We start from the raw sequence: 22,552 nt of genomic DNA, 5'->3' as shown, positions 1-22,552 counted from the left end.
CAGGGTGGGCTCCTACAAAACGCATGTCTGACAAGGCAGGGGCAATTCAAACTTCATGGGGTCGGATCAATAGCTTGTCACCCCAGGCGAAGACCCGGGGTCCATGGCCCTCTTCCCTCGGCGAACATAAATCCCTGATCTTCAGTGGGCCCACGCCAAGGCTTGGATCGCCATGGCAGATCAGCCGGCCGAGCCGAGCGCCAAGCCCGCGTGCTCGCGCAGCGGATGGAAGTGGATTTTGGGGAAGCGCTCTTGCGCCAGGCGCACGTCGTAAGGGCTGGTGCACAGATACGCCAAGGTGCCTGCCGCATCCAGCGACATGCGCTGCGGGTAGGCGTTGGTGAACTCGCGCAGCTCGGCCGGGGTGTCGGCGGTGATCCAGCGGGCGCCGGTGTACTGGCAGCCTTCCAGTCGCACGTCGCAGTCGTATTCGGCCTTCAGGCGGTGTTGCACCACTTCAAACTGCAGTTGGCCCACCGCGCCCAGCAGCATGGGGCCGCCGATTTCGGGTTTGAAGACCTGGATCGCGCCTTCTTCGCCGAGTTGGTCCAGGCCGGTTTGCAATTGCTTGGTGCGCAGCGGGTTCTTCAGGATCACGGTCATGAAGAGTTCGGGTGCAAAAAAGGGCAGACCGGTGAATTGCAAATTCGCGCCATCGGTGATGGTGTCGCCCAATTGCACGCCGCCGTGGGTGGTAAAGCCAATGATGTCGCCCGCATAGGCTTCGTCGACCGCTTCGCGCCGTTGGCTCAGAAAGGTCACCACGCTGGTGGGGCGCAGTTCTTTGGCGGTGCGCTGCACCTTGAGCTTCATGCCGGGCGTGTATTTTCCAGACGCCATGCGCACGAACGCGATGCGGTCGCGGTGGTTGGCGTCCATGTTGGCCTGCACCTTGAACACCACGCCCGAAAACGCGCTGTCTTCGGGCTGGATTTCTTTGACCACGGGCTGCTTGTTGACCAGCAGATTGCTGGTGCGGGGCTTTGGCGCGGGGGCCAAATCGACCAAGGCGTCGAGCACTTCCATCACACCGAAGTTGTTCACGCCGGAGCCGAAGAACACGGGGGTTTGTTTGCCCGCCAAGAACGCCGCTTCATCAAACGCGGGCGATGCGCCAGTGGCCAGCTCCATGCTGTCCATGGCGGTTTGCCATTCCAAACCAAAGCGCTCGGCCAGTTGGGCCTGCTCGGTGAGCGAGATGGTTTCGAAGTCTTGCGGTAGGCGTTCGCTGCCGGAGTCGAACACGGTCATGGCCTTTGTGCGCAGGTTGATGATGCCGCCGAAGCTCTTGCCCTGGCCCACAGGCCAAGTCATGGGCACACAGGGCATGCCCAGCTCGCGCTCGACTTCGTCGAGGATGTCAAGCGGGTCGCGCACTTCGCGGTCCATCTTGTTCACAAAGGTGATGATGGGCGTATTGCGCTGACGGCAGACCTCGATCAGGCGGCGGGTTTGCGCTTCCACACCGTTGGCCGCGTCGATCACCATCAGAGCCGAGTCCACGGCCGTCAGCACGCGGTAGGTGTCCTCACTGAAGTCTTTGTGGCCGGGGGTATCAAGCAAGTTGATAACGTGGTCGCGGTAGAGCATTTGCATGACGGACGATGCCACCGAGATGCCGCGCTGCTTTTCGATTTCCATCCAGTCGCTGGTGGCGTGGCGCGAGGCCTTGCGGGCCTTGACCGAACCGGCGATCTGGATCGCGCCCGAGAACAGCAAGAGCTTTTCGGTGAGTGTGGTTTTACCCGCGTCGGGGTGGGAAATGATGGCAAAAGTCCGGCGGCGCCGGGTTTCGTGGGCGTAAGTCACAAGGGGTCCTGAGGTCGTGCGGGTGGCCAAACAGCCCCCGTGGTGGCCAACCCCGTGCGGGCTGGTCAAAGGGGCGATTTTACCGGGCCATGCCAGACCACCGAGGCAGTCTCGCAGGGGCGGGACGCAAGGCCCCTTTAGGCCTACACTGCCCTGCATGAACCCTAACCTCATCCTCCTCACGCTCTGCCAGGGCCTTTTCTTCACCAACAACGTCACCTTCATTGCCATCAATGGCCTAGTGGGTTTGTCCATGGCCCCGCTGGGCTGGATGGCGACTTTGCCCGTCATGGGCTATGTGGTGGGTGGGGCACTGTCGACCGGCTTGGTGGCCAAGAGCCAGTCCCGCTGGGGGCGCAAGGTGTCGTTTCAGCTGGGACTGGTCGTGGCTTTTTTCTCGGCACTGCTGGCCGCTTATGCCGCCTGGAGCCATAACTTCTGGTTGCTGGTGGCGGCCACGGTCATTGCGGGTTATTACAGCGCCAACGGCCAGCTGTACCGATTTGCCGCGGCCGAGCTGGCAGCGGATGGCTTCAAGGAAAAAGCGGTTTCTTTGGTTTTGGCTGGAGGTTTGATCGGGGCCATCGTGGGCCCCAACCTGGCCTCGCGCACCCGCACTTTGTACGAAGTGCCATTTTTGGGCGCTTACATGGCGCTGGGCATCGTGGCGATTTTGGCCATGGTGTGCATGGCCTTCATCCGATTCCCGGAAGTGCCCGCCAAAAAGCCCGGTGACAGCGCGGGGCGCCCTTTGAGCGAGATCATGCGCCAGCCAGTCTTCATTGTGGCGGCAGCTGCTGCGGCCCTGAGCTATGGCGTGATGAACCTGCTGATGGCGGCCACCCCGCTGGCCATGCAGGTGTGCGGCTTCAGTTTTGATGACGCGGCGCTGGTGCTGGAGTGGCATGTGATCGCCATGTTTGCACCGGGCTTTTTCACAGGCCACCTGATCAAAAAATTTGGCACGCTGCAAATCATGGCGGTGGGCGTGGTGATCAACTTTGTGTGCATCGCCGTTGCGCTCACCGGGGTTGAGTTGCACCAGTTCCTGATCTCGCTGTTCTTGCTGGGCTTGGGCTGGAACTTTTTGTTCACCGGCAGCACCACGCTGGCCATGAAGGCCTGGACGCCCGCCGAAAAAGACCGGGGTCAGGCGGCCATCAACTTCTTTGTGTTCGCCACCATGGCCGTGACCTCGTTCGCTTCAGGTGCCTTGGTCACCACACAGGGCTGGGCCTGGTTGAACATCGGATCGCTGTTCCCGGTGGCGTTGACTGGTGTGGCGCTGGTGTGGATGGTGCTCAAACAGAGGGACGCACAGAAAAATGCGCCAGCAGCCAGCGCTTGAGCGCCGTGAACACCTGAGCGCGGTAGAGGTCGTTGAAGATCTCGTGGTACATGGCCTCAAAGCACTCGGCCTGTAACACGGCGGCGGGTGCGGCCCGCGCAAAGTCGGCACTGGCCTGCGCATTGACCAATCGGTCTTGCCCCGCGTAGAGCAACAAAGTGGGCACCTGCCAATGCCTTGCATCTGCCAGTGTTTGCGCCCCTTGCGTCAGAATCCAGGCCGCCAGTCCCGCGCTGATGCGGCGGTGCACCAGCGGGTCGGCCTTGTAGGCTTTCACCACGTCGGGGTCGCGTGACACGAACTCGGGTTTCAGGCCGTTGTCCACCCGCAGGTGCGGCAGCACGCGGGGCAGGCTGGCCAGCAGCATTTTCTGAAAAAAGTTGGGGAACGCGCCCAACGCCGGCGACGACAAAACCACCGCATCGACCGGGCGCAAGCCCTCGGCCAGCGTGCGCGCCACCACCAAACCGCCCATGCTGTGGCCCAACAAGATGAGGGGTGTGCCCTGCAAAGACGGGTGCTGGCGCGTGTCGTCGATCACCCGGCACAAATCGGCTTGCAAGCTGCCGGGGCGCAGCATGTCGCCGCGCGCGCCTTCGGATTGGCCGTGGCCTTGCTGGTCGTAGGCCCTCACAGCAAAACCCCATTGGTGCAAGTGCGCCGCCACCTCGCCGTAGCGCCCGGCGTGTTCGCCCAGACCATGCACCAAGATCACGGTGCCCAGCGGCTTGTTGGCAGGCATGGCCCAGTCGTACAACGCCAGTGCGCCCGCCTCGCCATGCAAGCCCGACACCTGGGGTCGGGGCAAGGAGGGGCGTGCAATGAGGTTCATCAAGGCATCCGCGCCATCACTTCAGCCACCGCCGCCGTGAGCTTTTTGGCATAAGGCACATGCAAAAACTCGTTCGGTCCATGCGCGTTGCTCTTGGGGCCAAGCACACCGCAGACCATCATTTGCGCTTGGGGGAAACCGGCGCTCAACATGTTCATGAGCGGGATGGTGCCGCCTTGCCCGATGTATCCCACGCCTGCACCAAAGTGCGCCTGGCTGGAGGCGTTGAGGGCTTGCTCGAACCAAGGGGAGGTGTCGGGCGCGTTCCAGCCGGTGGCACCGCCGCCACTTTCAAACGTGACCTTGGCTTGGTAAGGCGCGTTGTCTTCCAGCAGGGCTTTCATCTCGGCCACGGCTTGTGCCGCATTCACCAGGGGTGGCAGGCGCAGGCTGAGCTTGAAGGCGGTGTAAGGCCGCAGCACATTGCCCGCGTCTTTCAGCGCCGGAAAGCCTTCGGCACCGGTCACGCTGAGCGTGGGTGTCCAGGTGCGGTTGAGCAGGGCTTGCGTCGGGTCGGTGGTGGTGGGCAGCGCAAAGCTGGTGGAGCCACCGCAATCGTAGTGCGCCCAAGGGAAGCGTTTGTACACCTCGTCACCCAGGATGGCGGCGGTGGCTTGCGCTTGCGCGAGGCGCTCGGCGGGCACTTCGCAGTGGAAGCTGGCGGGCAGCAAGCGGCCGGTGGCGCTGTCTTCAAGGCGGTCGAGCACCTGGCGCATGATGCGAAAGCTTGAGGGCACCAGGCCCGAGGCGTCACCCGAATGGATGCCTTCGGTCAGCACCTGCACCTTGAGCGTGCCGCTGGCCATGCCGCGCAGGCTGGTGGTGAGCCACAGCTGGTCGTAGTTGCCCGCGCCGCTGTCCAGGCAAATCACCAGGCCGACATCGCCCATGCGTGCGCGCAGCGCGTCCACATAAGGCAGCAGGTCATACGAGCCCGATTCTTCGCAGGTCTCGATCAAACCCACGATGCGCGGGTGAGGTGTGTTTTGGCTTTTGAGCGCCTGCACCGCGGCGATGCTGGCGTAGGCCGCGTAACCGTCGTCCGCGCCGCCACGGCCATAGAGCTTGCCGTCTTCGTACACCGGGGTCCAGGGGCCGAGATCGTTGCGCCAGCCGTTGAACTCGGGCTGCTTGTCCAGGTGGCCGTACATCAGCACCGTCTGGCCCGAACCCTCGCTGGCGGCGCGGGTAGCGGCCACTTCAAAAAACATGACCGGCGTGCGGCCTGGCAGCTGGATGATCTCGAGCGTGAGGCCTTCCACCTTTTGCGCCTCGACCCATTGCGCGGCGCGGCGCAGCACCGACTCGATGTGGCCGTGCGCGGCCCAGTCGGCGTCAAACGCGGGCGACTTGGCGGGGATTTCGATGTACTTTTTCAGCTCGGGCACGATGGTGTTGTCCCAAGCTTGGGTGACGTCGTTCAAGGCGCGGACGCTGTCGAGCGCGCCATCGGGCATTTCGCGGTGCAGGGGGGCGTTCATGTTGGGGGCTCCTCGGGTCGGCACAAAAGAAAAACACTGTAGCGTGTTTGGGATCGGCTGGCCACGGCAGGCATTCACAGAAGTGACGCCAACGCGGCAGCAGCTCCGAAGGACCCCGGCACAATGACCGGTGATTAACTGCATGGAGCGCCCGATTGAACGTGACACCGCTTGTTCAGCCCACACCGGGGCCCGCACCGCGCACAGGCGGCTTAGTGCTGGCCGCAGGCGCGGGCAGCCGCATGGGCCACCGGCCCAAATGCCTGCTGCAACTGAACGGCGTGAGTTTGCTGGAGCGGCAATTGCAGGCCTTGACCTTGGCGGGCGTGAGCCCCATTGGGGTGGTGCTGGGGCACCACGCAGAGCGCATCCTGCAAGACGGGGCTGTGGCCCGCTGGGCCGCTCAACCGGTGCTCAACCCGCAACCCGATGACGGCCACGTCAGCTCATTGCGCACCGGTTTGCGGGCCTTGCCTCCCGATCTGGATGTGGTGCTGGTGGCACTGGCCGACCAACCGTTGATCGACGCGCCAGCGGTGCTGGCATTGCTGCAGGCTTTTGCTCAGCGCCCGGCTGACACGCAACTCTTGCAACCGATCGTAAAAGGCTTGCCCGGCAACCCGGTGGTCTTCTCTGGTGCGGTGGTGGCGCAAATTTTGGCGGGCAGCAACGAAATGGGCGCACGCCAATGGATGCAAGCCCACCCCGAAGCCGTGTACCGCTGGGAAACCCCCCATAGCCTCTTCCGGCTGGATGTGGACAATGAATCAGACCGCCTGGCGGTGGAGCAGCTGACTGGGCAAAGCCTGAGCTGGCCACACGATTTGAACCTCTCAACAAGCGACAAGCATGAACAGCATCGACATTGACGTGATCCGCACCGCCCTGGACTGGCAAAGCCGGGGCCACCGTGTGGTGATGGGCACGGTGGTGCGCACTTGGGGCTCGGCCCCGCGCCCCCCAGGCTCGCTCATGATCATCCGGGACGATGGGCAGGTGGCCGGATCGGTCTCGGGCGGCTGCATCGAAGACGACTTGATCCGCCGCGTGGCCGGTGGTGAGCTGGCCCTGCGCCTGCCCGACACCACCACCTATGGTCAGACGGCCGAAGAGGTGCGCCGCTTTGGCCTGCCCTGCGGCGGCTCGGTGCAGGTGGTGCTGGAGCCGTTGTCGGCCCATTCGCAACTGCGCGAATTGCTGGTGCTGATTGAACAACACCAACGTGTGGAGCGCCGCATGGACATGGCTACCGGCATGGTGCGCATGGGTGCTGCCACCGAAGGCGACAAGCTGCAGTTTGACGGCAAAAGCCTGACCACCGTGCACGGCCCGCGCCTGCGTTTGCTCATCATCGGCGGCGGTCAGTTGTCCCGGTATCTGGCCGCCATGGCCGTGATGCTGGACTACCAGGTCACGGTGTGCGAGCCGCGTGTGGAATACCACGAGGGCTGGGAAGCCATGAGCGATGTGACCTTGTCCAAAGAGATGCCCGACGACCTGGTGCTGGCCATGCGCTTGGACCACAACAGTGCCGTGGTGGCGGTGACACACGACCCCAAGCTGGACGACCTGGCGCTGATGGAGGCGCTGCGCACCCCTGCGTTTTATGTGGGTGCATTGGGCTCGCAACACAACAACGCGCAACGCCGCAAGCGCTTGCTGGATTTTGATGTGAGCGAAGCCGAAGTTCGCCAATTACACGGCCCCGTGGGCCTGAACCTGGGCGCCTTGACACCCCCCGAAATCGCCATGAGCATCGTGGCCGAAATGACCGCCTTGCGCCGTGGCACCGATCTGAGCCAAGCGCTCAGCAATTGGGAAGGCTCGAAGACGGTGTGCGGGCTGGTCAATTGAGGCGCTGAAAGACGCCTTACAATAAAGTAAGGATTTTGGAGTTATTGCATGACAACTGCCACGGTGACCGGTAAAGGTCAAATCACCATCCCGGCCCAGATTCGTGCGGCCTTGCATGTCGGCACTGGGGATCGGGTTGAATTTGTAGAGATCGAACCTGGTCGCTATGAATTCATCGCCGCAACGCGGTCTTTGAGTGAACTCAAGGGCATGTTCAAAAAACCCAGCAAATCCATCTCCATTCAAGACATGAATGCTGCCATTGCCGCACGAGGAGTCTCTGCCAAATGATGGGGCTCGACAACAATGTGATGGTGCGCTACATCATGCAAGACGATGCCAAACAATCAGCACAAGCCGTTCGTTTGCTGGATGCCCTGAGCGTGGATAAACCGGGCTTTGTCACACTGGTGTCGGTCGTTGAGTTGGTTTGGGTGATGTCGTCTTGCTACGACTTGAGCCGCTCGCAATTGGTGAATGCACTGGAATCCCTGCTCAGAACCAAAGAATTGGTGATTGAAAACGTCGAAGTGGTCTGGCGTGCGGTGCGCCTTTTTCGGGATTCCTCGGGTGACTTTGCCGACTGCTTGGTCGAAAGATCAGCCGCTGCTGCGGGCTGCTTCCAAACGATGACTTTTGATCGCGGTGCAGTTAAAAATTGCGGCATGGTCCTGGTTCCCTGAGCCCAGTTGGAACAAGTGCTCTGGTCTTAAATCCAAACAGCCGCCCCTCGCCTCAGGGTTTGCCCGAGTTTGAGCCTTGGGCGACAAGCTGGCCACAGTGCACGCTTTAACTTCTTTTTTTCACGGTGCAGGCGCAAGACATGGGTTTTGCGCGGCCTCAGTCAGGCTGCACCGGCTGACACCACTGGAGACACGCATGGTTCGAATGAAAGTCAATGGCGAGGCCGTGTCGGTCGATGCCAAGCCGGAGACCCCTTTGCTCTGGGTCATCCGTGAAAAGCTCAACCTCACAGGCACCAAGTTCGGCTGTGGCATTGCGCAGTGCGGCGCCTGCACGGTGCACCTGAACGGTCAGCCCGTGCGCTCATGCTCGCTGCCCGTGTCGGCCGCCGAGGGCAAAGACATCACCACCGTCGAAGGTTTGATGAAAACGCCCACAGGCCAGGCACTGCAAGCCGGTTGGGTCAAAGCCCAAGCGCCGCAATGCGGCTACTGCCAGTCCGGTCAGCTGATGGCCGCGGCCAAGGTGATCAGCGTGGTCAAAAAGAACCTCAGCCGCACCGAAATCCTGGAAGCCATGAGTGGCAACATCTGCCGCTGCGGCACTTACAACCAGATCGCCAGCGCGGTCTCGCACGCCCAGAAAACCCTCCAAGGAGGCAAGGCATGAAAACGATCAACACCTCCATGACACCGAGCGTGTCACGCCGCTCCTTCATCCTCGGCTCGGGCGGTCTGGCCTTGGGCTTGTCGTTTGGCCTGACACAAACCGAATTGGCTTTGGCCCAGACACCCGGCGCGGGCAGTTTGGCCCCCAACAACTGGATCAACATCGGCCTCGATGGCGTGGTGACCTTGATGTCACCGGGTGCCGAGATGGGCCAAGGCACCATGACCGCCATGCCCCTGCTGTTGGCCGAAGAGATGGACCTGGACTGGAGCAAAGTGCTTGTGGTACAGGCCCCCAGCGACCCCAAGCGTTTTGGCAACCCCCGCTTTGGTGGCGGCATGACCACCGGCGCATCGCGCACGGTGCAAGGCTATTACGAGCCGCTGCGCCTGGCCGGTGCCCAAGCCCGCTTGGTGATGGTGAACGCCGCGGCGCAGGCCATGAGCGTGCCCGCCTCCGAGCTGCGCACCGAAGCCAGCCGCGTCATCCACAGCAGCGGCCGCGCCATGACCTATGCCGACATCGCCAAAGTGGCGACGGTTCCGGCCGAGTTGCCCAAGGTTGACAAAAGCATGCTCAAGCCGATGGCGCAGTTCCGCTTGATCGGCAAGGACATCCCCCGCGTGGACGTGCCCGCCAAGTCGAGCGGCCAGGCCCTGTACGGCATTGACCAGCGAATGCCCGGCATGCTGTGGGCCAGCGTGCTGCGCGCGCCGGTGCAAGGCGAGGTGCCCACGAGCGTGGACGATACGGCCGCCCGTGCAGTGGCGGGTGTGAAAAACGTGGTGCGGCTGCCCTACGGCGTGGCCGTGGTGGCCGATTCGTTTTTCACGGCCAAGACGGCGCGCGACCAACTCAAGGTGGGCTGGAGTCGCAATTCCAAAGCGCGTGTGCTGTACACGGACCAAATGCGCGTGGAATACACCAAGCGCGCCGAAGACCTGACGGACAAAGGCGTGGCCTTCATCGCCCATGGCGACGCAGCGGCCAAATTGGCGGGGGCAACCAAAACCTTCAGTGCCTCTTACATCAGTGAGATGGTCAGCCACATTTGCCTGGAACCCATGAACTGCACAGCGCGTGTGGACGGCGACAAGATCGAGGTCTGGGCACCCGCGCAATCGGCCTCGTTTGTGACCGGCACAGTGGCGCGCGCGGGCGGCTTCAAGCCGGAGAACATCAACGTCAACATCACCATGATGGGTGGCGGTTTTGGCCGTCGAATCGAGGCCGACTATGCGGCCGATGCCGCCCTTGTGGCCAAGGCCATGCCTGGCACGCCGATCCAAGTGATCTGGACCCGCGAAGACGACATGGTGCATGACAAATACCGGCCCATGACCGGTCAGCACCTGGTGGCCGGGGTGGATGCGCAAGGCAAGTTGGTGGGCTTGTTGCACCGCGTGGTGTCAGAGGGCATTTACTCACGCGTGGTGCCACCGGCCTTCAAGGCCGCGGGCGGCAAGGATGCGCCTGTGATGGAGGGCGTCGAAATCACCTACGACATCCCGGACCACAGCGTGCAGTTCATGATCGAAGAGCGCGGCGTTGATGCCGGCTTCTGGCGTGCGGTGGGCCCGGGCTACACCAAGTTCGCCATTGAAACGCTGATCGACGAAGTGGCGCGTGGCGTGAAAGCCGATCCACTGGCCTACCGCATGGACTTGCTCCAAAAACACCCGCGTGGCCAAGCCGTGCTCAAGGCGGTGGGCGAGATGTCGCAGTGGGGCAAAGCCAAGCTGCCCAAGGGGCATGCACTGGGCCTGGCGTTTTCTGACGCCTGGAACACCTATTGCGGCATGGTGGTGCAAGTCTCTATCGAGAAGGGCCGCCCCAAGGTGCACAAGGTCTGGTCGGCGGTGGACTGTGGCCACGCATTGCAGCCACAAAACATCCAGGCGCAGATCGAAGGGTCGGTGATTTTTGGCTTGTCGGCCGCCTTGCACGAGCGCATGGACTTCAGGGCTGGTGAACCCCTGCAAACCAACCTGAACACCTACCAGGTGCTGCGTGCCAACGAAACGCCCGAAGTGTTTGTGAAGGTCATGCCCACCGACAACCACCCTGGTGGCATTGGCGAAGTGGGCCTGCCCCCCTTGGCACCCGCCATGGCCAACGCGATCGCCACACTCAACGGCAAGCGCTTGCGCGCTTTGCCTTTCCCGATGGTGTGAGCCAGTCCTCTGCGGGGCCAAGACGATCGGGCTCATCCGATCACTTGGCCCCTCATGGCGTGCCGCACCTCAAGCGCAGACCGCGTCCACGATCAGCTTGACAGAAATCGCCAGCAAGCCCACTTGCACCCATTTGAAGAACCAGTCGTCGGCGATCTTGCGTGTGAGGTAAGCACCCGCGACGGTGCCCGCCAGGGCAAACGGGATCAACACCAACGCGCCCATCAGTTCGTTGGAGCCATAGGGTTGCAGCGTGTGGTAAGGCCACAGCTTGGCCAAGTTAATGAAGGCAAAAAACAAGGTCGAGGTGCCTGCAAACACCAGCTTGGGCAGTTTTTGCGGCAACAGGTAAACCTGAAACGGTGGGCCACCCGCATGCGAGATGAAGCTGGTAAAACCTGACAAACTGCCCCACAGCAAGCCTTGACGCCAACTGGCAGGTTTTGGTGCTTGCTCTGCGTGGCGCTTGCGCCAGGCGTTGAGCACAAAGCCCACACCCAAGAGGCCGATCATCATTTTCACGGCCGTGTCGGACACCAGTGATGCAGTAATCCAGCCTACCAGCACACCGCCCGCGCCTGCGGGTATCAGGATTTTCAGGTTGATGGCACTGAAGTTCTTGCGGTACAGCCACAACCCCACGAGGTCAGAGATGATGTAAATCGGCAGCAGCATCACCACCGCTTTAACCGGGGACATGAACAGCGACAGTATGGGCACAGACAGCATGCCCACGGTGGGCAAGCCGCCTTTGGACAGGCCCACCATGGCCGCTGCCAGCCCGGCCCAAATCAGATAATTTGCATCGGCCATGTCACATCAGGCGCTGCTCTGTGGTCAGCCCCGATCGGATCTGCTTGCTCATTTCTGCGTGCTCATAAATAGCCGCGCGCCCAAGTCAGGCCGCGCGAGGTGCCACCTGCCGAAGCATCGGCCGGGTTGTACTCGCAGCCGATCCAGCCGTCCCAGCCGCACTCGGCCGACACTTTGTCGATGACCTGAAAGATGTGCGTCCAGTTCACTTCGCCCGTGCCCGGCTCGTGGCGGTGCGGCACCTCGGCGATCTGAAAATGCCCAACCCGACCTGTGGGCAAATACTGTGCAATCTTGGCGCTCAGGTCGCCTTCGACGATCTGACAGTGGAACAAGTCCATCTGCACCTTCACGTTGGACGCACCCACGGCCTGCACGATGCGGTGCGCGTGGTCTTGGCGGTTCAGGTGAAAGCCCGGTACGCTGCGGGTGTTGATCGGCTCGATCAACACATCACGCCCAGCTTTGGCAGCTTCGGCAGCGGCCCATTGCAGGTTGCTGATCAGGGTGGCGTCTGCGACCTCTGCGCTGGCGCCCTCAGAGCGCAAACCCACCATGGCGTGGATGCGTGGGCAGTTCAGAGTATCGGCATAGACCAGGGCTTGGGTAAAGCCCGTGCGGAACTCGGCTTCGCGTCCGGACACACTGGCCGTGCCCCGGCTGCCACTCTCCCAAGCTTGGGTGATGCTGGCGCTGTCGGTGCCGCCAGGTGGTGCGTTGAAGAGCACCTGCTGCAAGCCGTTGGCCTGCAAGCGTGCGGCCAGCTCTTGCGCTGGGAAGGCGTAGGGAAACAAATACTCCACGGCCTTGAAACCGTCTTTCGCCGCTGCTTCAAAGCGGTCCAAAAACGGCAAGTCGGGGTACATCATGGAGAGGTTCGCGGCAAAGCGTGGCATGAGAGTCTTTCAGAAAAAAAGTTATTCCACCTCGGGGTTTGTGACCCCGGACAGGATTCGAGTTCCATGTGCCAAGGACATCACCACCTCGCGCCAAAAGTCTGACGTAAATCGTCCAAGGCGCTTGCGTTCAGCGGTGTCGTGTGGGGCGACAGCAGCATGAGCCGGGCGGTTTCTTCCAGCTCTTCGAGCGTGGCCATGGCTGCAGCGGGTGTGTTGTGCCAAACATTCGGCCCCAGGCGGGACAGCATCACGGCGCGGATTGGAGCGGCCTGAGCCGCGTATTGGCGGATCAGCGTGGCCACCTCTTTGGCCGCATCGGGGCTGCCGGGGCGGTGGTAACGCACCAGGGGCACATGGCCGACTTTCATCACAAAGTAGGGGGTGATGGGCGCCAGCAATTCAGGGCCGACGGCGTTCAGGCTGAGCGCCACACAGTGCGTGCTGTGGGTGTGGATCACGCAGCGCGTGTCGGCATCCTGTTCGCAAGCCGCTGCGTAAATCTGGCGGTGCATGGCGATGGTTTTGCTGCCCTTATCACCACTGACTTGCTGGCCTTGCAGGTCGAGTTTGGCCAAGCGGGCCGGATCCAAAAACCCCAGGCACGCATCGGTGGGCGTGATGAGAAAGCCATCGTCCAGGCGCACGCTGATGTTGCCCGCCGTGGCGTGCACGAAGCCGCGTTCAAACAGGCTGCGGCCTACGCGGCAGATCTCTTCGCGGACTTGAGATTCGGTCAGGTTCATGCCAACACTGTAAAGGCTTTGCTGAAAAAGTCTTCAGTGCCAAAGTTGCCCGACTTGAGCGCGATGTGCACACCGCCGTGGGCTGAAGGCGCATGACACCACGGCACGCCCGGGTCAATTTGTGGGCCGATTTGCAGCTGTGCAATGCCCAGCGCCTGCACGCAGGCGCCCGAGGTTTCGCCACCGGCCACCACCAGCTGCTGCACGCCCAAATCGACCAGGCCACGCGCCACAGACCCCAGGGCGTGCTCCACCAGCGCACCCGCCTCGGCCACACCCAGCTGCGCTTGTACGGCTTTCACGGCGTCGGGCTCGGCGGTGGAATACACCAGCACCGGGCCATCCTTCAAGAGCGGTGAGGCCCAAGCCAGCACCTGCTGCACCACGGCATCGCTTTGCCCGTTCATCAGGCCTGCAGGGTTGATGGCCATCGCCGGTCGACCGGTGGATTTGAAATGCGCAACCTGTGCGTTGGTGGCCACCGAGCAGCTTCCAGACACCACCGCCTGCAGGCCCGATGCAGCAGGCAATTGGCTTGCTTGCAACGACGGCTGCAAGCCGAAGTTGGCGGGCAGGGCAATCGCCACACCTGAACCGGCGGTGATGAGCGGCATGCCTTTCAAGGCAGGCCCGAGAAGGTGCAGATCATCGTTGCTGGTCGCGTCCACCACGGCCACGCCCACACCTTCGGCACGCAGTGTGGCGATGCGCTCGCGGATGTCCCCTTCGCCAAGGGCTACTGTTTTGTAATCGATCAGACCCACCTTGCGCTTCGTTTGCGCTTGCATCACGCGCACCAGGTTCGCATCGATCATGGGTGTGAGCGGGTGGTTTTGCATGCCGCTCTCATTGAGCAGCACATTCCCCGCGAACAAATAGCCCTTGAACACGGTGCGACCGTTGTCCGGAAAGGCCGGGGTCGCGATGGTGAAGTCTGTGCCCAGCGCGTCCATCAGCGCCTCGGTCACCGGGCCAATGTTGCCCTCGGGCGTGCTGTCAAAGGTGGAGCAGTATTTGAAATAGATTTGCTCGGCGCCTTGCGCTTGCAGCCACTTTAAGGCCTCCAGCGATTGGGCGATGGCTTCGGCAGCCGGGTTGGTGCGCGACTTGAGCGCCACCACCACCGCGTCCACGTCCGCCGCAAGCGGTCCTGCAGGCACGCCAATGGTCTGCACCACCCGCATGCCCGAGCGCACCAGGTTGTTGGCCAGATCGGTCGCGCCGGTAGAGTCGTCTGCAATGCAACCGAGTTTCAAACCCATTTTCAAAGTGCTCATGTCAAATCTCTTGTGATTGGCTGTTGTTGTGTGTCGGCACCACACCGTGTTGCAAAGGGCTTGAGCTGCATTTTGTAGGAGCCCACCCCGTGGGCGATGGGCGTGGAACACGCCCTCAAAAACCATCGCCCACGGGGTGGGCTCCTACGGGGGGATCAGCCCGGTGCTTTTGGCAACTCAATGCCCGGAAAAATCTTGATCACTGCGCTGTCGTCTTCTTTGGCAAAGCCTGCGGTGCTGGCTTGCATGAACATCTGGTGCGCGGTGCTGGAGAGCGGCAGCGGGAACTTGCTGGCACGCGCCATGTCGAGCACGATGCCCAGGTCCTTCACAAAAATGTCCACGGCCGACAGCGGCGTGTAGTCGGCCGCCAGCACATGGGCCATGCGGTTTTCAAACATCCAACTGTTGCCTGCGCTGTTCGTGATGACTTCGTACAAAGCGGTTGGGTCCACGCCTTCGCGCAGGCCCAAGGCCATGGCTTCGGCCGCTGCGGCAATGTGCACGCCCGCCAGCAGCTGGTTGATGATCTTGACCTTGCTGCCAGCGCCTGCGCTGTCGCCCAGCTTGTAGACCTTGGCGGCCATGGCGTTCAAGAAGGGCTCGGCCAGCGCATAAGCCTCTGGCTTGCCCGCGGTCATCATGGTCATCTGGCCCGAGGCTGCTTTGGCAGCGCCACCCGAGATGGGCGCATCCACATAACGCAGGCCCAGGGCTTCGAGGCGCGACTCCAAAGCCACCGACCAGTTGGGGTCGACAGTGGAGCACATCACAAACACGCTGCCAGGCTTCATGCTGGCGGCGCAACCGGGGGTTGTGCCATCGCCAAACAACACGGCTTCGGTTTGCGCTGCATTGACCACCACCGACACCACCACATTACAGGCCGCACCCAACGAGGCCAGCGAGTCGTGCGCCGTACCGCCCGCGTTCGTGAAGGCGTCAGCCACCTCGCGTCGCACGTCAAACACCTGCACGCTGTGCCCTGCTCGGCGCAACGATGACGCCATGCCCGAGCCCATGGCCCCCAAACCGATCAGACCTACTGTTGTCATGTTTTGATTCCTCAATCCAAAGTGATCTTGGCGAAGCTCGCCACTTTTTTCCATTGCGCCGTGTCGGCCTGCATGAAGCTGGCCAGGCCTTGGGCGTTGGCCCAAGCGGGCTCTGCACCGGCCTTAAGCATGGCGGCTTTCACCTCAGGCTGGTTGGCCACGCGCTCCAGCGCTTGTTCCAGCTTTTGCGCAACCGGTGCAGGCAAGCCCGCAGGCGCGGCCACACCAAACCAGGCAAACACCTGGTAGCCCTTCATGCCCGCTTCTTCCATCGTGGGCACATTGGGCAAGGCGCTGCTGCGCTGGGGCGTGGTCACGGCCAGGGCCTTGAGCTTGCCGCCATTGATCAGGCCCAGCGCCGAGGGCAGGTTGTCAAACATCATGTTCACCTCTCCCGCCATCAAGCCCGTGAGACCTGCGGCCGCACCGCGATAAGGGATGTGTGTGACAAACGCGCCCGATTGGCTTTTATACAGCTCCGCACTCAGGTGCAGCGAGGTGCCCTGACCGTTGGACGCGTAGTTGAGCTGGCCCGGCTTGGATTGGGCCAGCGCGGTGAGTTCGGCCAGGGTGTTGATGCCTGCAGCCGGGTTGACCACCAGCACATTGGGCACGCGGCCCAGCAAGGCCACCGGGGCGATTTGCTCGGGCTTGTAGGGCAGCTTGCTGTAAAGCGCCGGACTGATGGTCAGCGGCGGCGAGGCCATGAGCAAGGTGTAGCCATCGGCAGGGGATCGCGCCGCCTCGGCCGCGCCCAGGTTGCCACCGGCACCCGGCTTGTTGTCGATCACGATAGGCTGCCCCAACTCTTGCGCCAGCTTGGGCGCAACCAGACGGGCCATGTTGTCGATCAGGCCACCGGGCGGAAAGGGCACCACCAGTTTGATGGGGCGGGTGGGCCAAGCTTGGGCAGAAGCGGGGCTGACCATCAAAGGCGATGCGGCCAGGCATACGGCTGCAGCCGCGATCCAGTTTCTGCGTTTCATGGGGTATTTCCTGATGTGAATTGATCAGGTCATCATACAAATTCTGAGGCAAGTTTGCATCAGGGTCATCACGGGGGCATAGCCGATGTGGACGCCCCAACGGTGGAATCGGGCCATGCGTCCTGTCGATGAAGGTACCGCACCGCCCGATAAAAGCCAAGCCCAACTTGCCGTTGAGCTTGGCTTGTCTCAATTGACAATGGCTTGAGAAACCAGATTTTTCATCAGTCTGCGATAGCTGGCACGCAATGGACTGGGGGACTGTGTCATGTAGACAGCGCACAATTTTTCTTTGGGTTCAGCCCAGAAAAAAGTCCCTGCAAATCCAGCCCACATGAACTCGCCCGCCGAGCCATGCACAGGGGCAATGCCGTCTTGCGATCGAACCAGAAAACCCAGTCCAAACGTGTACCCGTTGGTGCCCAATAAGAGTTGACCCGGGTTGGTGGTCGTGTTGATGGCAGTGCCCAGGTGGTCGGCAGTCATCAACCGCACGGTAGAGGGAGACAGAATCCGGGCACCGTCCAGCGATCCGCCATTCAACATGGCTTGGCAATACCGCAAGTAGTCGCCCGCTGTGCCCACACCGCCAGCACCGCCCGAGTCATTGCCTGGCACTTTGGAAACGTCGATCAATACGTTGGCTGCGCCGGTCAACGGGTCCTTGGCAAACGCCTCAGCCAAACGCGATGCATTGGCCGCAGGAACATGAAAACCTGTGTCCTTCATTTTGAGAGGTCCAAACATGCGCTCGTTCATGAAGTCATTCAAGCGTTTGCCACTGACGGCTTCAACGACGCGCCCTTGAATGTCCACAGACAAGGAGTATTCCCAGGTGGTGCCGGGTTGTTGTGCAAGGGGTGCTTTACCAACGCCCTCCGACATCTCATTGGGTGTCACACCTCGCGCATCAAACGGGACACTGGGAAGAAAAACCTTGGCTTTGGTGTAAGCGTCTTTGACCGGTGTATTGGCCGTGAGTTCGCCATAAGCGATACCCGATGTGTGCCGCAACAAGTCCTGAATCGTGGGCTCACTGTTGGCAGGCACCATTTTGAAGGTCACGGCACCCGATACGGGATGGATTGATGGAACACTGACTTGGGGGCTTTTGAAAGCAGGAAGAAATTTGGAGACGGGATCTGTCAGTTGAACTTTCCCGTCTTCAACCAGCATCATGAGTGCGGTGGATACCAGCGGTTTGGTCATCGAATAGATTCTGAAAATCGAATCTTCTTTCATGTCCGCACCACCCGCCTGGCCTGATTTGCCAAACGCTTCCGAATAGACCAGTTTGCCATTTCGCGCAATCATCACGACAGCACCAGGCAGCCGATTGCTGGCAACCTCTTGTTTCATGGTGGCGGACAACACCGCCAATCTTTCTTTGGACATCCCTACAGATTCCGGGGAAGCTTTGGGCAAGGCTTGCGCCAGAGCAGATTGCGCGAGAAACAAAGCAGCGCCAGCCATGAGCAAACAGGGTTTGAATGAAATCGGTTTTTTCTTTAACGTGATGGTCATGGAGGTCTCCAAAAAATGTGTGTGATGGGGTTTGTGAATCCAGTTCAAAATTCTGCAGAAACATCAATGCACTGAACTCGTCATCATCTTGTTGGGTGAATACCCATCAATATGTCGCTTTCGTTACATGGGCTTTTCGCGATCAATCCCGCTTTATCGGACGTTGGCGTCTGGCCTGTGAGGATCGACACAACCGGTCCTGTCACGCCCACAGCTGCCCTTGCTCAGAAATCCGGTTACCCTCCAAATCTCACAACACCCTTGCCCTGTCTGGTTACGCCCATGCCCAAGTTCACCCGCCTTTGGCCCCTTGTGGCCCTGTTGCTATTGCAAGCTTGCAGCAGCCTGCCCCCTGAAACTTACGCCCCCAAGCTCGGCCAGATGGGCAAGGACGTGATGTGGCTGCCCACCCGCGATGAACTCGTCACGCAAATGCTGACGGCAGCGCGGGTCGGCCCCAATGACGAGGTCGTTGATTTGGGCGCAGGCGACGGCAAAATCCCGATCGCGGCGGCGCGGCAGTTTGGGGCGCGGGCTTGGGGCATCGAATACAACAAAGACCTGGCCGCACTGGCCCAGCGCAACGCACAGCGTGCGGGTGTGGCCGACCGGGTGCGCATCGTGCATGGCGACATCTTCAAAGAAGACTTTTCCAAAGCCACAGTGGTCACCATGTACCTGCTGGAAGAGCTGAACGCGCAATTGCGCCCCACCATTTTGGCCATGCGCCCGGGCACACGCGTTTTGTCCAACACGTTTTCCATGGGCGACTGGGAGCCCGATCAGGTGATCCGCGCAGGCACCAACACGGGCTATTTCTGGACCGTACCCACCGCTGTGGCAGGCCAATGGTCGGTGCAGGGCCTTGCCCCACAAGGGCCAGTTTTGTTGCAATTGACCCAGCGCCACCAGCGACTGGGCGGCACCCTGACCTTGGGCGGGCAAACGCAAACCCTGCTCGGTGCGAGCCTGAACGGCGTTGACCTGCACTTCAGCTTTGTACAAGCCGACGGGCAGCTCAAAGCTGTTCAGACCCGGGTGCAAGGGGCTTCGCTGCAGGGCGAAGTGGTCGGGCCCTATGGTATGGGCGATTTCCAGCCCGAAGTCGTGAAAGTCACGGGCCAACGCCTGAGCGATTGACGGTCGCCCTCAACCTCACGTGTACCGCTCATGCGCATGTTTTCTTACCGCGACCGTCCCGTGCACTTGGGGCCTTACCCGCTGGAGCGCCTGCGACGAACGCATGCCGCCCCCGAAGACAGCGGCCTGCCCCCCATGGAGGCGTTGCGCTTTGCACACTCTGATCCTGAATCTTTGTCGCACGCCATGGCGCGTTACATGGCGATGTTCGACTTGGTGCGCGATGGCGCAGTCAACCCCAAGGAAGGGGAGATTCCAGTCGACCCGACCGAGCGGGCCCAGCACCTGAAAGCAGCGGGTTATTACTTCGACGCATCGATGATGGGCGTGTGCGCACTGCCCGCGACGGCCTGGCTGGTCGAGCCGATCCGCAACCCCGCCGTGCCTGCGCTGGGCGAAGAGTTGGCGCAAAGCCAGCCGGCCAGTTTTGCGGCAGGCATGGACATGATCCTGGCCGATGTGCTGGACTCGGCGCGCACGGTGTACGGGCCGATAGCGCACCATGGCCACGCCATCGTGATCCTGGTGGAATTTGCGCGAGACCCGAAACCGGCAGAGCCCGGTTGCGACTGGTTGGCGGGCACACAGGCGCAACGCGCCAGCGTGTTGGCCGCGCAAACGGCGGTTTTGCTATCGAGCTATTTGCGCATGCTGGGCCACGAGGCCCGCGCCCACAGCGCCAGCTGCAGCGACTTGGATTTGGGCCGTTTGGCTTTGTCCGCCGGCTTGACGCTGGGCGACGGCGAGAACCCGTATGTGGGCCAGCGTTATGCCTTGGCCGCGGTCAGCACCACGCTGGCCATCGCCCCCGATCAGGCGCTCGACCCTCAACAAAACCGCTGGCAAAGCCACGGCCCAGCTTGGTGGTTAGGGTTGGGCACATTCAAGAGCGCGTTTCACCAAGACGCGTTTGCGCAACGCGAGTTTCGCCAAGGCGCACACCCGTTTGAAACACTCAAGCGCCGCGACACGCCCACCACCTTCATTGACCACGACCGGGTGCCGCGCTTTCCCAAACGGGCCGACTTTTTTGCCCGCGCCTTGTTTGGCGATTTGGGCAAGTCGGTGCAAGACGACGCCAAGAACGCGCACTACGTGATGAAAAGCCCGATCGGCGCTTGCGCTCGCCGGGCTTTGGGAGCGCTGTTGTTGCTGCAGTTTGGCCCGGCGCGTGGCCCGGTGGCCGCCAGCACGCAAGACCCGCAGCGCAATGCCGACAACTTGAAAGCGGCTTCGTACTATTTGGGGGTGGACGCGGTGGGCCTGTGCGCTGTGCCCGAGTGGGCCTATTACTCGCACGACGCGGGCGGCAACCCCATGCCGGCGTACCACGCCAACGCGGTGAACCTGCTGATCGACCAAGGCCACGAGACCATGGAAGGCGCGAGTGGCGACGACTGGATTTCGGTGGCGCAGAGCATGCGGGCTTATTTGCGCTTTTCGCTGATGGGCGGCATTTTGGCCGAGCAGATTCGGCGGCTCGGTTATTCGGCCAGGGTGCATTCGGTGCTGGACGGCGATGTGCTGCAGCCGCCTTTGTTGCTGCTGTCGGGCTTGGGCGAAGTCAGCCGCATTGGCGAGGTGATCCTCAACCCGTTTTTGGGCCCACGCCTGAAAAGCGGCAGCGTGACCACCGACATGCCCATGGCCCCTGACCGGCCCATCGACTTTGGCCTGCAAAGCTTTTGCGAAAGCTGCAACAAGTGCGCCCGCGAATGCCCGTCCGGGGCCATCACCGCAGGCCCCAAGCTGATGTACAACGGCTACGAAATCTGGAAAAGCGACGCCGAAAAATGCGCCCGCTACCGCATCACCAACGCGGCGGGCGGCATGTGCGGCCGCTGCATGAAAACCTGCCCCTGGAACCTGGAAGGCCTGCTGGCCGACAGCCTGTGGAGGCAAGTGGCCATGAAGCTGCCCGCCGCTGCACCGGCGCTGGCCCGGCTCGATGACCTGCTGGAGCGCGGCAGCATCAACCCGGTCAAAAAGTGGTGGTGGGACATCGAGCTGGACAAAACCTCTGGCCGCTATGTTCAGGCCGCGCAAACGCACCGCCGCACCCTGCAAAAAGACCTGGACCTGCGCTACGAAGACCAGACCCTGGCCGTGTACCCGGCCGACAAAATGCCACCGCCTTACCCGGTGACCTACCCCGTCAACCGCGAAGAGGGCATTGCCCGCTACCAAGCCTTGCTCACGCCCGCGCAGTACCAAGCGCGATTGGAGGCAGGACAGACCGACGGCTTGGCCCCCGGTCCGCAGCCACTGCCCGCCGAGCCGCCCGTGTTCCCGGTGGTGTTGCACCGGCGCGAAGAGATGACCGAGGGCCTGGCGCGTTACGAGTTCAAAGCGCCTGATGGTGGCGAGCTGCCGCCGTTTGAGGCGGGAGGCCACATTGACGTGGTGATCGCCCCTGAATACCAGCGGCCCTACAGCCTGGCGGGCGACCCGGCCGACCGCAGCAAATATGTGCTGGGCGTGTTGCGCGAGCCGCCCGAGTCAGGCGGGCGCGGCGGCTCAGCGCTGATGCACCGGGTGTTTCGCGAGGGGCGGCGCGTGTTTGTGACGCGCCCCGCCAACCACTTTGAACTGCACGAAGACGCTACGCACAGCTGGCTGTTTGCGGGCGGTATTGGCGTGACGCCTCTGATCGCCATGGCGCACCGCCTGCATGCGCTGGGCAAGGCGTTTGACTTTCATTACAGCGCGGCCAGCCGAACAACGGCGGGCTTTTTGAAAGACCTGACCGAAGCGCCGTGGGCCGAGCGGGTGCAGTACCACTTCAAGGACGAAGGCCAACGCGCCGACCTGATGCAACTGATGCCCGAGTTCGCTGCGGGTGGGCATGTCTACACCTGCGGTGCGCCGCGTTTCATGGATGGTGTGTTCGAGGCTGCCTGCGCACATGGCTGGCCAGAAGACGCGCTGCACCGCGAATACTTCAGCGTGCCCGAGACCGATGCTTGGGTGAACCAGCCCTTTGAGTTGGTGCTGAAAACATCCGGTCGCCGCCTGCAAGTGCCTGCCGATCGCAGCGCCACCGAGGTGCTGGCTGAATCTGGCGTGGCCATCGATGTGAAATGCAGCGACGGTTTGTGCGGCGTCTGCGCCCGGCATTACGATGCGACGCTGTCCGATGACATCGAGCACCGCGACTTTGTTCTCAGCCAAAAAGAGCGGCAACACAAAATCATTTTGTGCTGCTCACGCGCCCAGCATTCCGGGGGTGTGATCGCCCTGGATTTTTAAAAGCAGCAAGGGAGA

19 protein-coding genes are annotated in these 22,552 nt (G+C 61.9%); 9 read left to right on the top strand and 10 right to left on the bottom strand.

Annotated features, from left to right (window positions below):
- Window positions 1-180: 180 nt before the first annotated feature.
- Window positions 181-1,809 carry a peptide chain release factor 3 gene (locus B9Z49_RS07310; protein ID WP_108352760.1) on the bottom strand — a complete coding sequence of 543 codons (1,629 nt, stop codon included), beginning with the start codon at window positions 1,807-1,809 and terminating at the stop codon, window positions 181-183.
- Window positions 1,810-1,966: 157 nt separating this feature from the next.
- Here B9Z49_RS07310 and B9Z49_RS07305 point away from each other — a divergent pair, with 157 nt between their 5' ends.
- Window positions 1,967-3,157 carry an MFS transporter gene (locus B9Z49_RS07305; protein WP_108352759.1) on the top strand — a complete coding sequence of 397 codons (1,191 nt, stop codon included), beginning with the start codon at window positions 1,967-1,969 and terminating at the stop codon, window positions 3,155-3,157.
- Here the strand turns inward: B9Z49_RS07305 and B9Z49_RS07300 are convergent.
- Entirely contained in the window at window positions 3,111-3,989 is an 879-nt protein-coding gene (locus tag B9Z49_RS07300) for an alpha/beta hydrolase (RefSeq protein WP_108352758.1), read from the bottom strand. The two genes, B9Z49_RS07305 and B9Z49_RS07300, sit on opposite strands and share 47 nt — an antisense overlap.
- Complete coding sequence (locus B9Z49_RS07295; RefSeq protein ID WP_108352757.1) at window positions 3,989-5,470, bottom strand: M20 family metallopeptidase; 1,482 nt, start codon at window positions 5,468-5,470, stop codon at window positions 3,989-3,991. Before B9Z49_RS07295 ends, B9Z49_RS07300 begins: the two co-directional genes overlap by 1 nt.
- Before the next feature lie 161 nt (window positions 5,471-5,631).
- Here B9Z49_RS07295 and B9Z49_RS07290 point away from each other — a divergent pair, with 161 nt between their 5' ends.
- From B9Z49_RS07290 to B9Z49_RS07265, 6 genes are all read left to right on the top strand, one after another.
- Window positions 5,632-6,339, top strand: a complete 708-nt coding sequence (locus tag B9Z49_RS07290) for an NTP transferase domain-containing protein (RefSeq protein ID WP_233254551.1) — start codon at window positions 5,632-5,634, stop codon at window positions 6,337-6,339.
- Entirely contained in the window at window positions 6,320-7,324 is a 1,005-nt protein-coding gene (locus tag B9Z49_RS07285; RefSeq protein ID WP_108352756.1) for an XdhC family protein, read from the top strand. The genes B9Z49_RS07290 and B9Z49_RS07285 overlap by 20 nt, the downstream gene beginning before the upstream one ends.
- Window positions 7,325-7,372: 48 nt before the next feature.
- Complete coding sequence (locus B9Z49_RS07280; protein WP_108352755.1) at window positions 7,373-7,615, top strand: AbrB/MazE/SpoVT family DNA-binding domain-containing protein; 243 nt, start codon at window positions 7,373-7,375, stop codon at window positions 7,613-7,615.
- Window positions 7,612-8,007, top strand: a complete 396-nt coding sequence (locus B9Z49_RS07275) for a PIN domain-containing protein (protein ID WP_108352754.1) — start codon at window positions 7,612-7,614, stop codon at window positions 8,005-8,007. Before B9Z49_RS07280 ends, B9Z49_RS07275 begins: the two co-directional genes overlap by 4 nt.
- 196 nt (window positions 8,008-8,203) lie before the next feature.
- The gene (locus B9Z49_RS07270; RefSeq protein ID WP_108352822.1) at window positions 8,204-8,677 is read left to right on the top strand and encodes a (2Fe-2S)-binding protein; all 474 of its coding nucleotides are present in this window, start codon (window positions 8,204-8,206) and stop codon (window positions 8,675-8,677) included.
- Window positions 8,674-10,851, top strand: a complete 2,178-nt coding sequence (locus B9Z49_RS07265) for a xanthine dehydrogenase family protein molybdopterin-binding subunit (RefSeq protein WP_108352753.1) — start codon at window positions 8,674-8,676, stop codon at window positions 10,849-10,851. Before B9Z49_RS07270 ends, B9Z49_RS07265 begins: the two co-directional genes overlap by 4 nt.
- Before the next feature lie 69 nt (window positions 10,852-10,920).
- Here the strand turns inward: B9Z49_RS07265 and B9Z49_RS07260 are convergent, their stop codons facing one another.
- The 7 genes from B9Z49_RS07260 to B9Z49_RS07230 all read right to left on the bottom strand — a co-directional run bounded on the left by B9Z49_RS07260 (window position 10,921) and on the right by B9Z49_RS07230 (window position 18,148).
- Window positions 10,921-11,664 carry a sulfite exporter TauE/SafE family protein gene (locus B9Z49_RS07260; protein WP_108352752.1) on the bottom strand — a complete coding sequence of 248 codons (744 nt, stop codon included), beginning with the start codon at window positions 11,662-11,664 and terminating at the stop codon, window positions 10,921-10,923.
- 62 nt (window positions 11,665-11,726) lie between these two features.
- Complete coding sequence (gene otnI, locus B9Z49_RS07255; RefSeq protein ID WP_108352751.1) at window positions 11,727-12,560, bottom strand: 2-oxo-tetronate isomerase; 834 nt, start codon at window positions 12,558-12,560, stop codon at window positions 11,727-11,729.
- An 80-nt stretch (window positions 12,561-12,640) separates the two neighbouring features.
- On the bottom strand, window positions 12,641-13,300 hold the full coding sequence (locus tag B9Z49_RS07250) for an aldolase (RefSeq protein ID WP_108352821.1): 660 nt from the start codon (window positions 13,298-13,300) through the stop codon (window positions 12,641-12,643).
- A 2-nt stretch (window positions 13,301-13,302) separates the two neighbouring features.
- Window positions 13,303-14,568 carry a 3-oxo-tetronate kinase gene (otnK, locus tag B9Z49_RS07245; RefSeq protein ID WP_108352820.1) on the bottom strand — a complete coding sequence of 422 codons (1,266 nt, stop codon included), beginning with the start codon at window positions 14,566-14,568 and terminating at the stop codon, window positions 13,303-13,305.
- Window positions 14,569-14,738: 170 nt separating this feature from the next.
- Window positions 14,739-15,638 carry an L-threonate dehydrogenase gene (ltnD, locus tag B9Z49_RS07240; RefSeq protein ID WP_233254543.1) on the bottom strand — a complete coding sequence of 300 codons (900 nt, stop codon included), beginning with the start codon at window positions 15,636-15,638 and terminating at the stop codon, window positions 14,739-14,741.
- Window positions 15,639-15,649: 11 nt separating this feature from the next.
- Complete coding sequence (locus tag B9Z49_RS07235) at window positions 15,650-16,624, bottom strand: tripartite tricarboxylate transporter substrate binding protein (protein ID WP_108352749.1); 975 nt, start codon at window positions 16,622-16,624, stop codon at window positions 15,650-15,652.
- A 189-nt stretch (window positions 16,625-16,813) separates the two neighbouring features.
- Window positions 16,814-18,148, bottom strand: coding sequence for a serine hydrolase (locus B9Z49_RS07230; protein ID WP_233254542.1), 1,335 nt, complete (start codon window positions 18,146-18,148; stop codon window positions 16,814-16,816).
- A 282-nt stretch (window positions 18,149-18,430) separates the two neighbouring features.
- Here B9Z49_RS07230 and B9Z49_RS07225 point away from each other — a divergent pair, with 282 nt between their 5' ends.
- Window positions 18,431-19,288: a class I SAM-dependent methyltransferase gene (locus B9Z49_RS07225; protein WP_108352748.1), complete on the top strand. Its 858-nt coding sequence runs from the start codon at window positions 18,431-18,433 to the stop codon at window positions 19,286-19,288.
- 30 nt (window positions 19,289-19,318) lie between these two features.
- Window positions 19,319-22,537: a 4Fe-4S double cluster binding domain-containing protein gene (locus tag B9Z49_RS07220; RefSeq protein ID WP_108352747.1), complete on the top strand. Its 3,219-nt coding sequence runs from the start codon at window positions 19,319-19,321 to the stop codon at window positions 22,535-22,537.
- The last annotated feature ends 15 nt before the right edge of the window (window positions 22,538-22,552 follow it).

Origin of the sequence: Limnohabitans sp. 2KL-51, from assembly GCF_003063645.1 — a bacterium.
In the GTDB taxonomy this organism is placed as follows: Bacteria; Pseudomonadota; Gammaproteobacteria; order Burkholderiales; family Burkholderiaceae_C; genus Limnohabitans_A.
The sequence above is the reverse complement of the archived record's forward strand: the minus strand, read 5'-3'. Positions and strand labels throughout refer to the sequence as shown.

Bases quoted from the DNA above. Each gene is read 5' to 3' on its own strand.
- B9Z49_RS07220 (WP_108352747.1), top strand. From the start codon at position 19,319: ATGCGCATGTTTTCTTACCGCGACCGTCCCGTGCACTTGGGGCCTTAC.
- B9Z49_RS07270 (WP_108352822.1), top strand. From the start codon at position 8,204: ATGGTTCGAATGAAAGTCAATGGCGAGGCCGTGTCGGTCGATGCCAAG.
- B9Z49_RS07230 (WP_233254542.1), bottom strand. From the start codon at position 18,148: ATGACCATCACGTTAAAGAAAAAACCGATTTCATTCAAACCCTGTTTG.
- B9Z49_RS07285 (WP_108352756.1), top strand. From the start codon at position 6,320: ATGAACAGCATCGACATTGACGTGATCCGCACCGCCCTGGACTGGCAA.
- B9Z49_RS07305 (WP_108352759.1), top strand. From the start codon at position 1,967: ATGAACCCTAACCTCATCCTCCTCACGCTCTGCCAGGGCCTTTTCTTC.
- otnI (WP_108352751.1), bottom strand. From the start codon at position 12,560: ATGCCACGCTTTGCCGCGAACCTCTCCATGATGTACCCCGACTTGCCG.
- ltnD (WP_233254543.1), bottom strand. From the start codon at position 15,638: ATGACAACAGTAGGTCTGATCGGTTTGGGGGCCATGGGCTCGGGCATG.
- B9Z49_RS07235 (WP_108352749.1), bottom strand. From the start codon at position 16,624: ATGAAACGCAGAAACTGGATCGCGGCTGCAGCCGTATGCCTGGCCGCA.
- B9Z49_RS07225 (WP_108352748.1), top strand. From the start codon at position 18,431: ATGCCCAAGTTCACCCGCCTTTGGCCCCTTGTGGCCCTGTTGCTATTG.
- otnK (WP_108352820.1), bottom strand. From the start codon at position 14,568: ATGGGTTTGAAACTCGGTTGCATTGCAGACGACTCTACCGGCGCGACC.
- B9Z49_RS07280 (WP_108352755.1), top strand. From the start codon at position 7,373: ATGACAACTGCCACGGTGACCGGTAAAGGTCAAATCACCATCCCGGCC.
- B9Z49_RS07300 (WP_108352758.1), bottom strand. From the start codon at position 3,989: ATGAACCTCATTGCACGCCCCTCCTTGCCCCGACCCCAGGTGTCGGGC.
- B9Z49_RS07265 (WP_108352753.1), top strand. From the start codon at position 8,674: ATGAAAACGATCAACACCTCCATGACACCGAGCGTGTCACGCCGCTCC.
- B9Z49_RS07295 (WP_108352757.1), bottom strand. From the start codon at position 5,470: ATGAACGCCCCCCTGCACCGCGAAATGCCCGATGGCGCGCTCGACAGC.
- B9Z49_RS07275 (WP_108352754.1), top strand. From the start codon at position 7,612: ATGATGGGGCTCGACAACAATGTGATGGTGCGCTACATCATGCAAGAC.
- B9Z49_RS07260 (WP_108352752.1), bottom strand. From the start codon at position 11,664: ATGGCCGATGCAAATTATCTGATTTGGGCCGGGCTGGCAGCGGCCATG.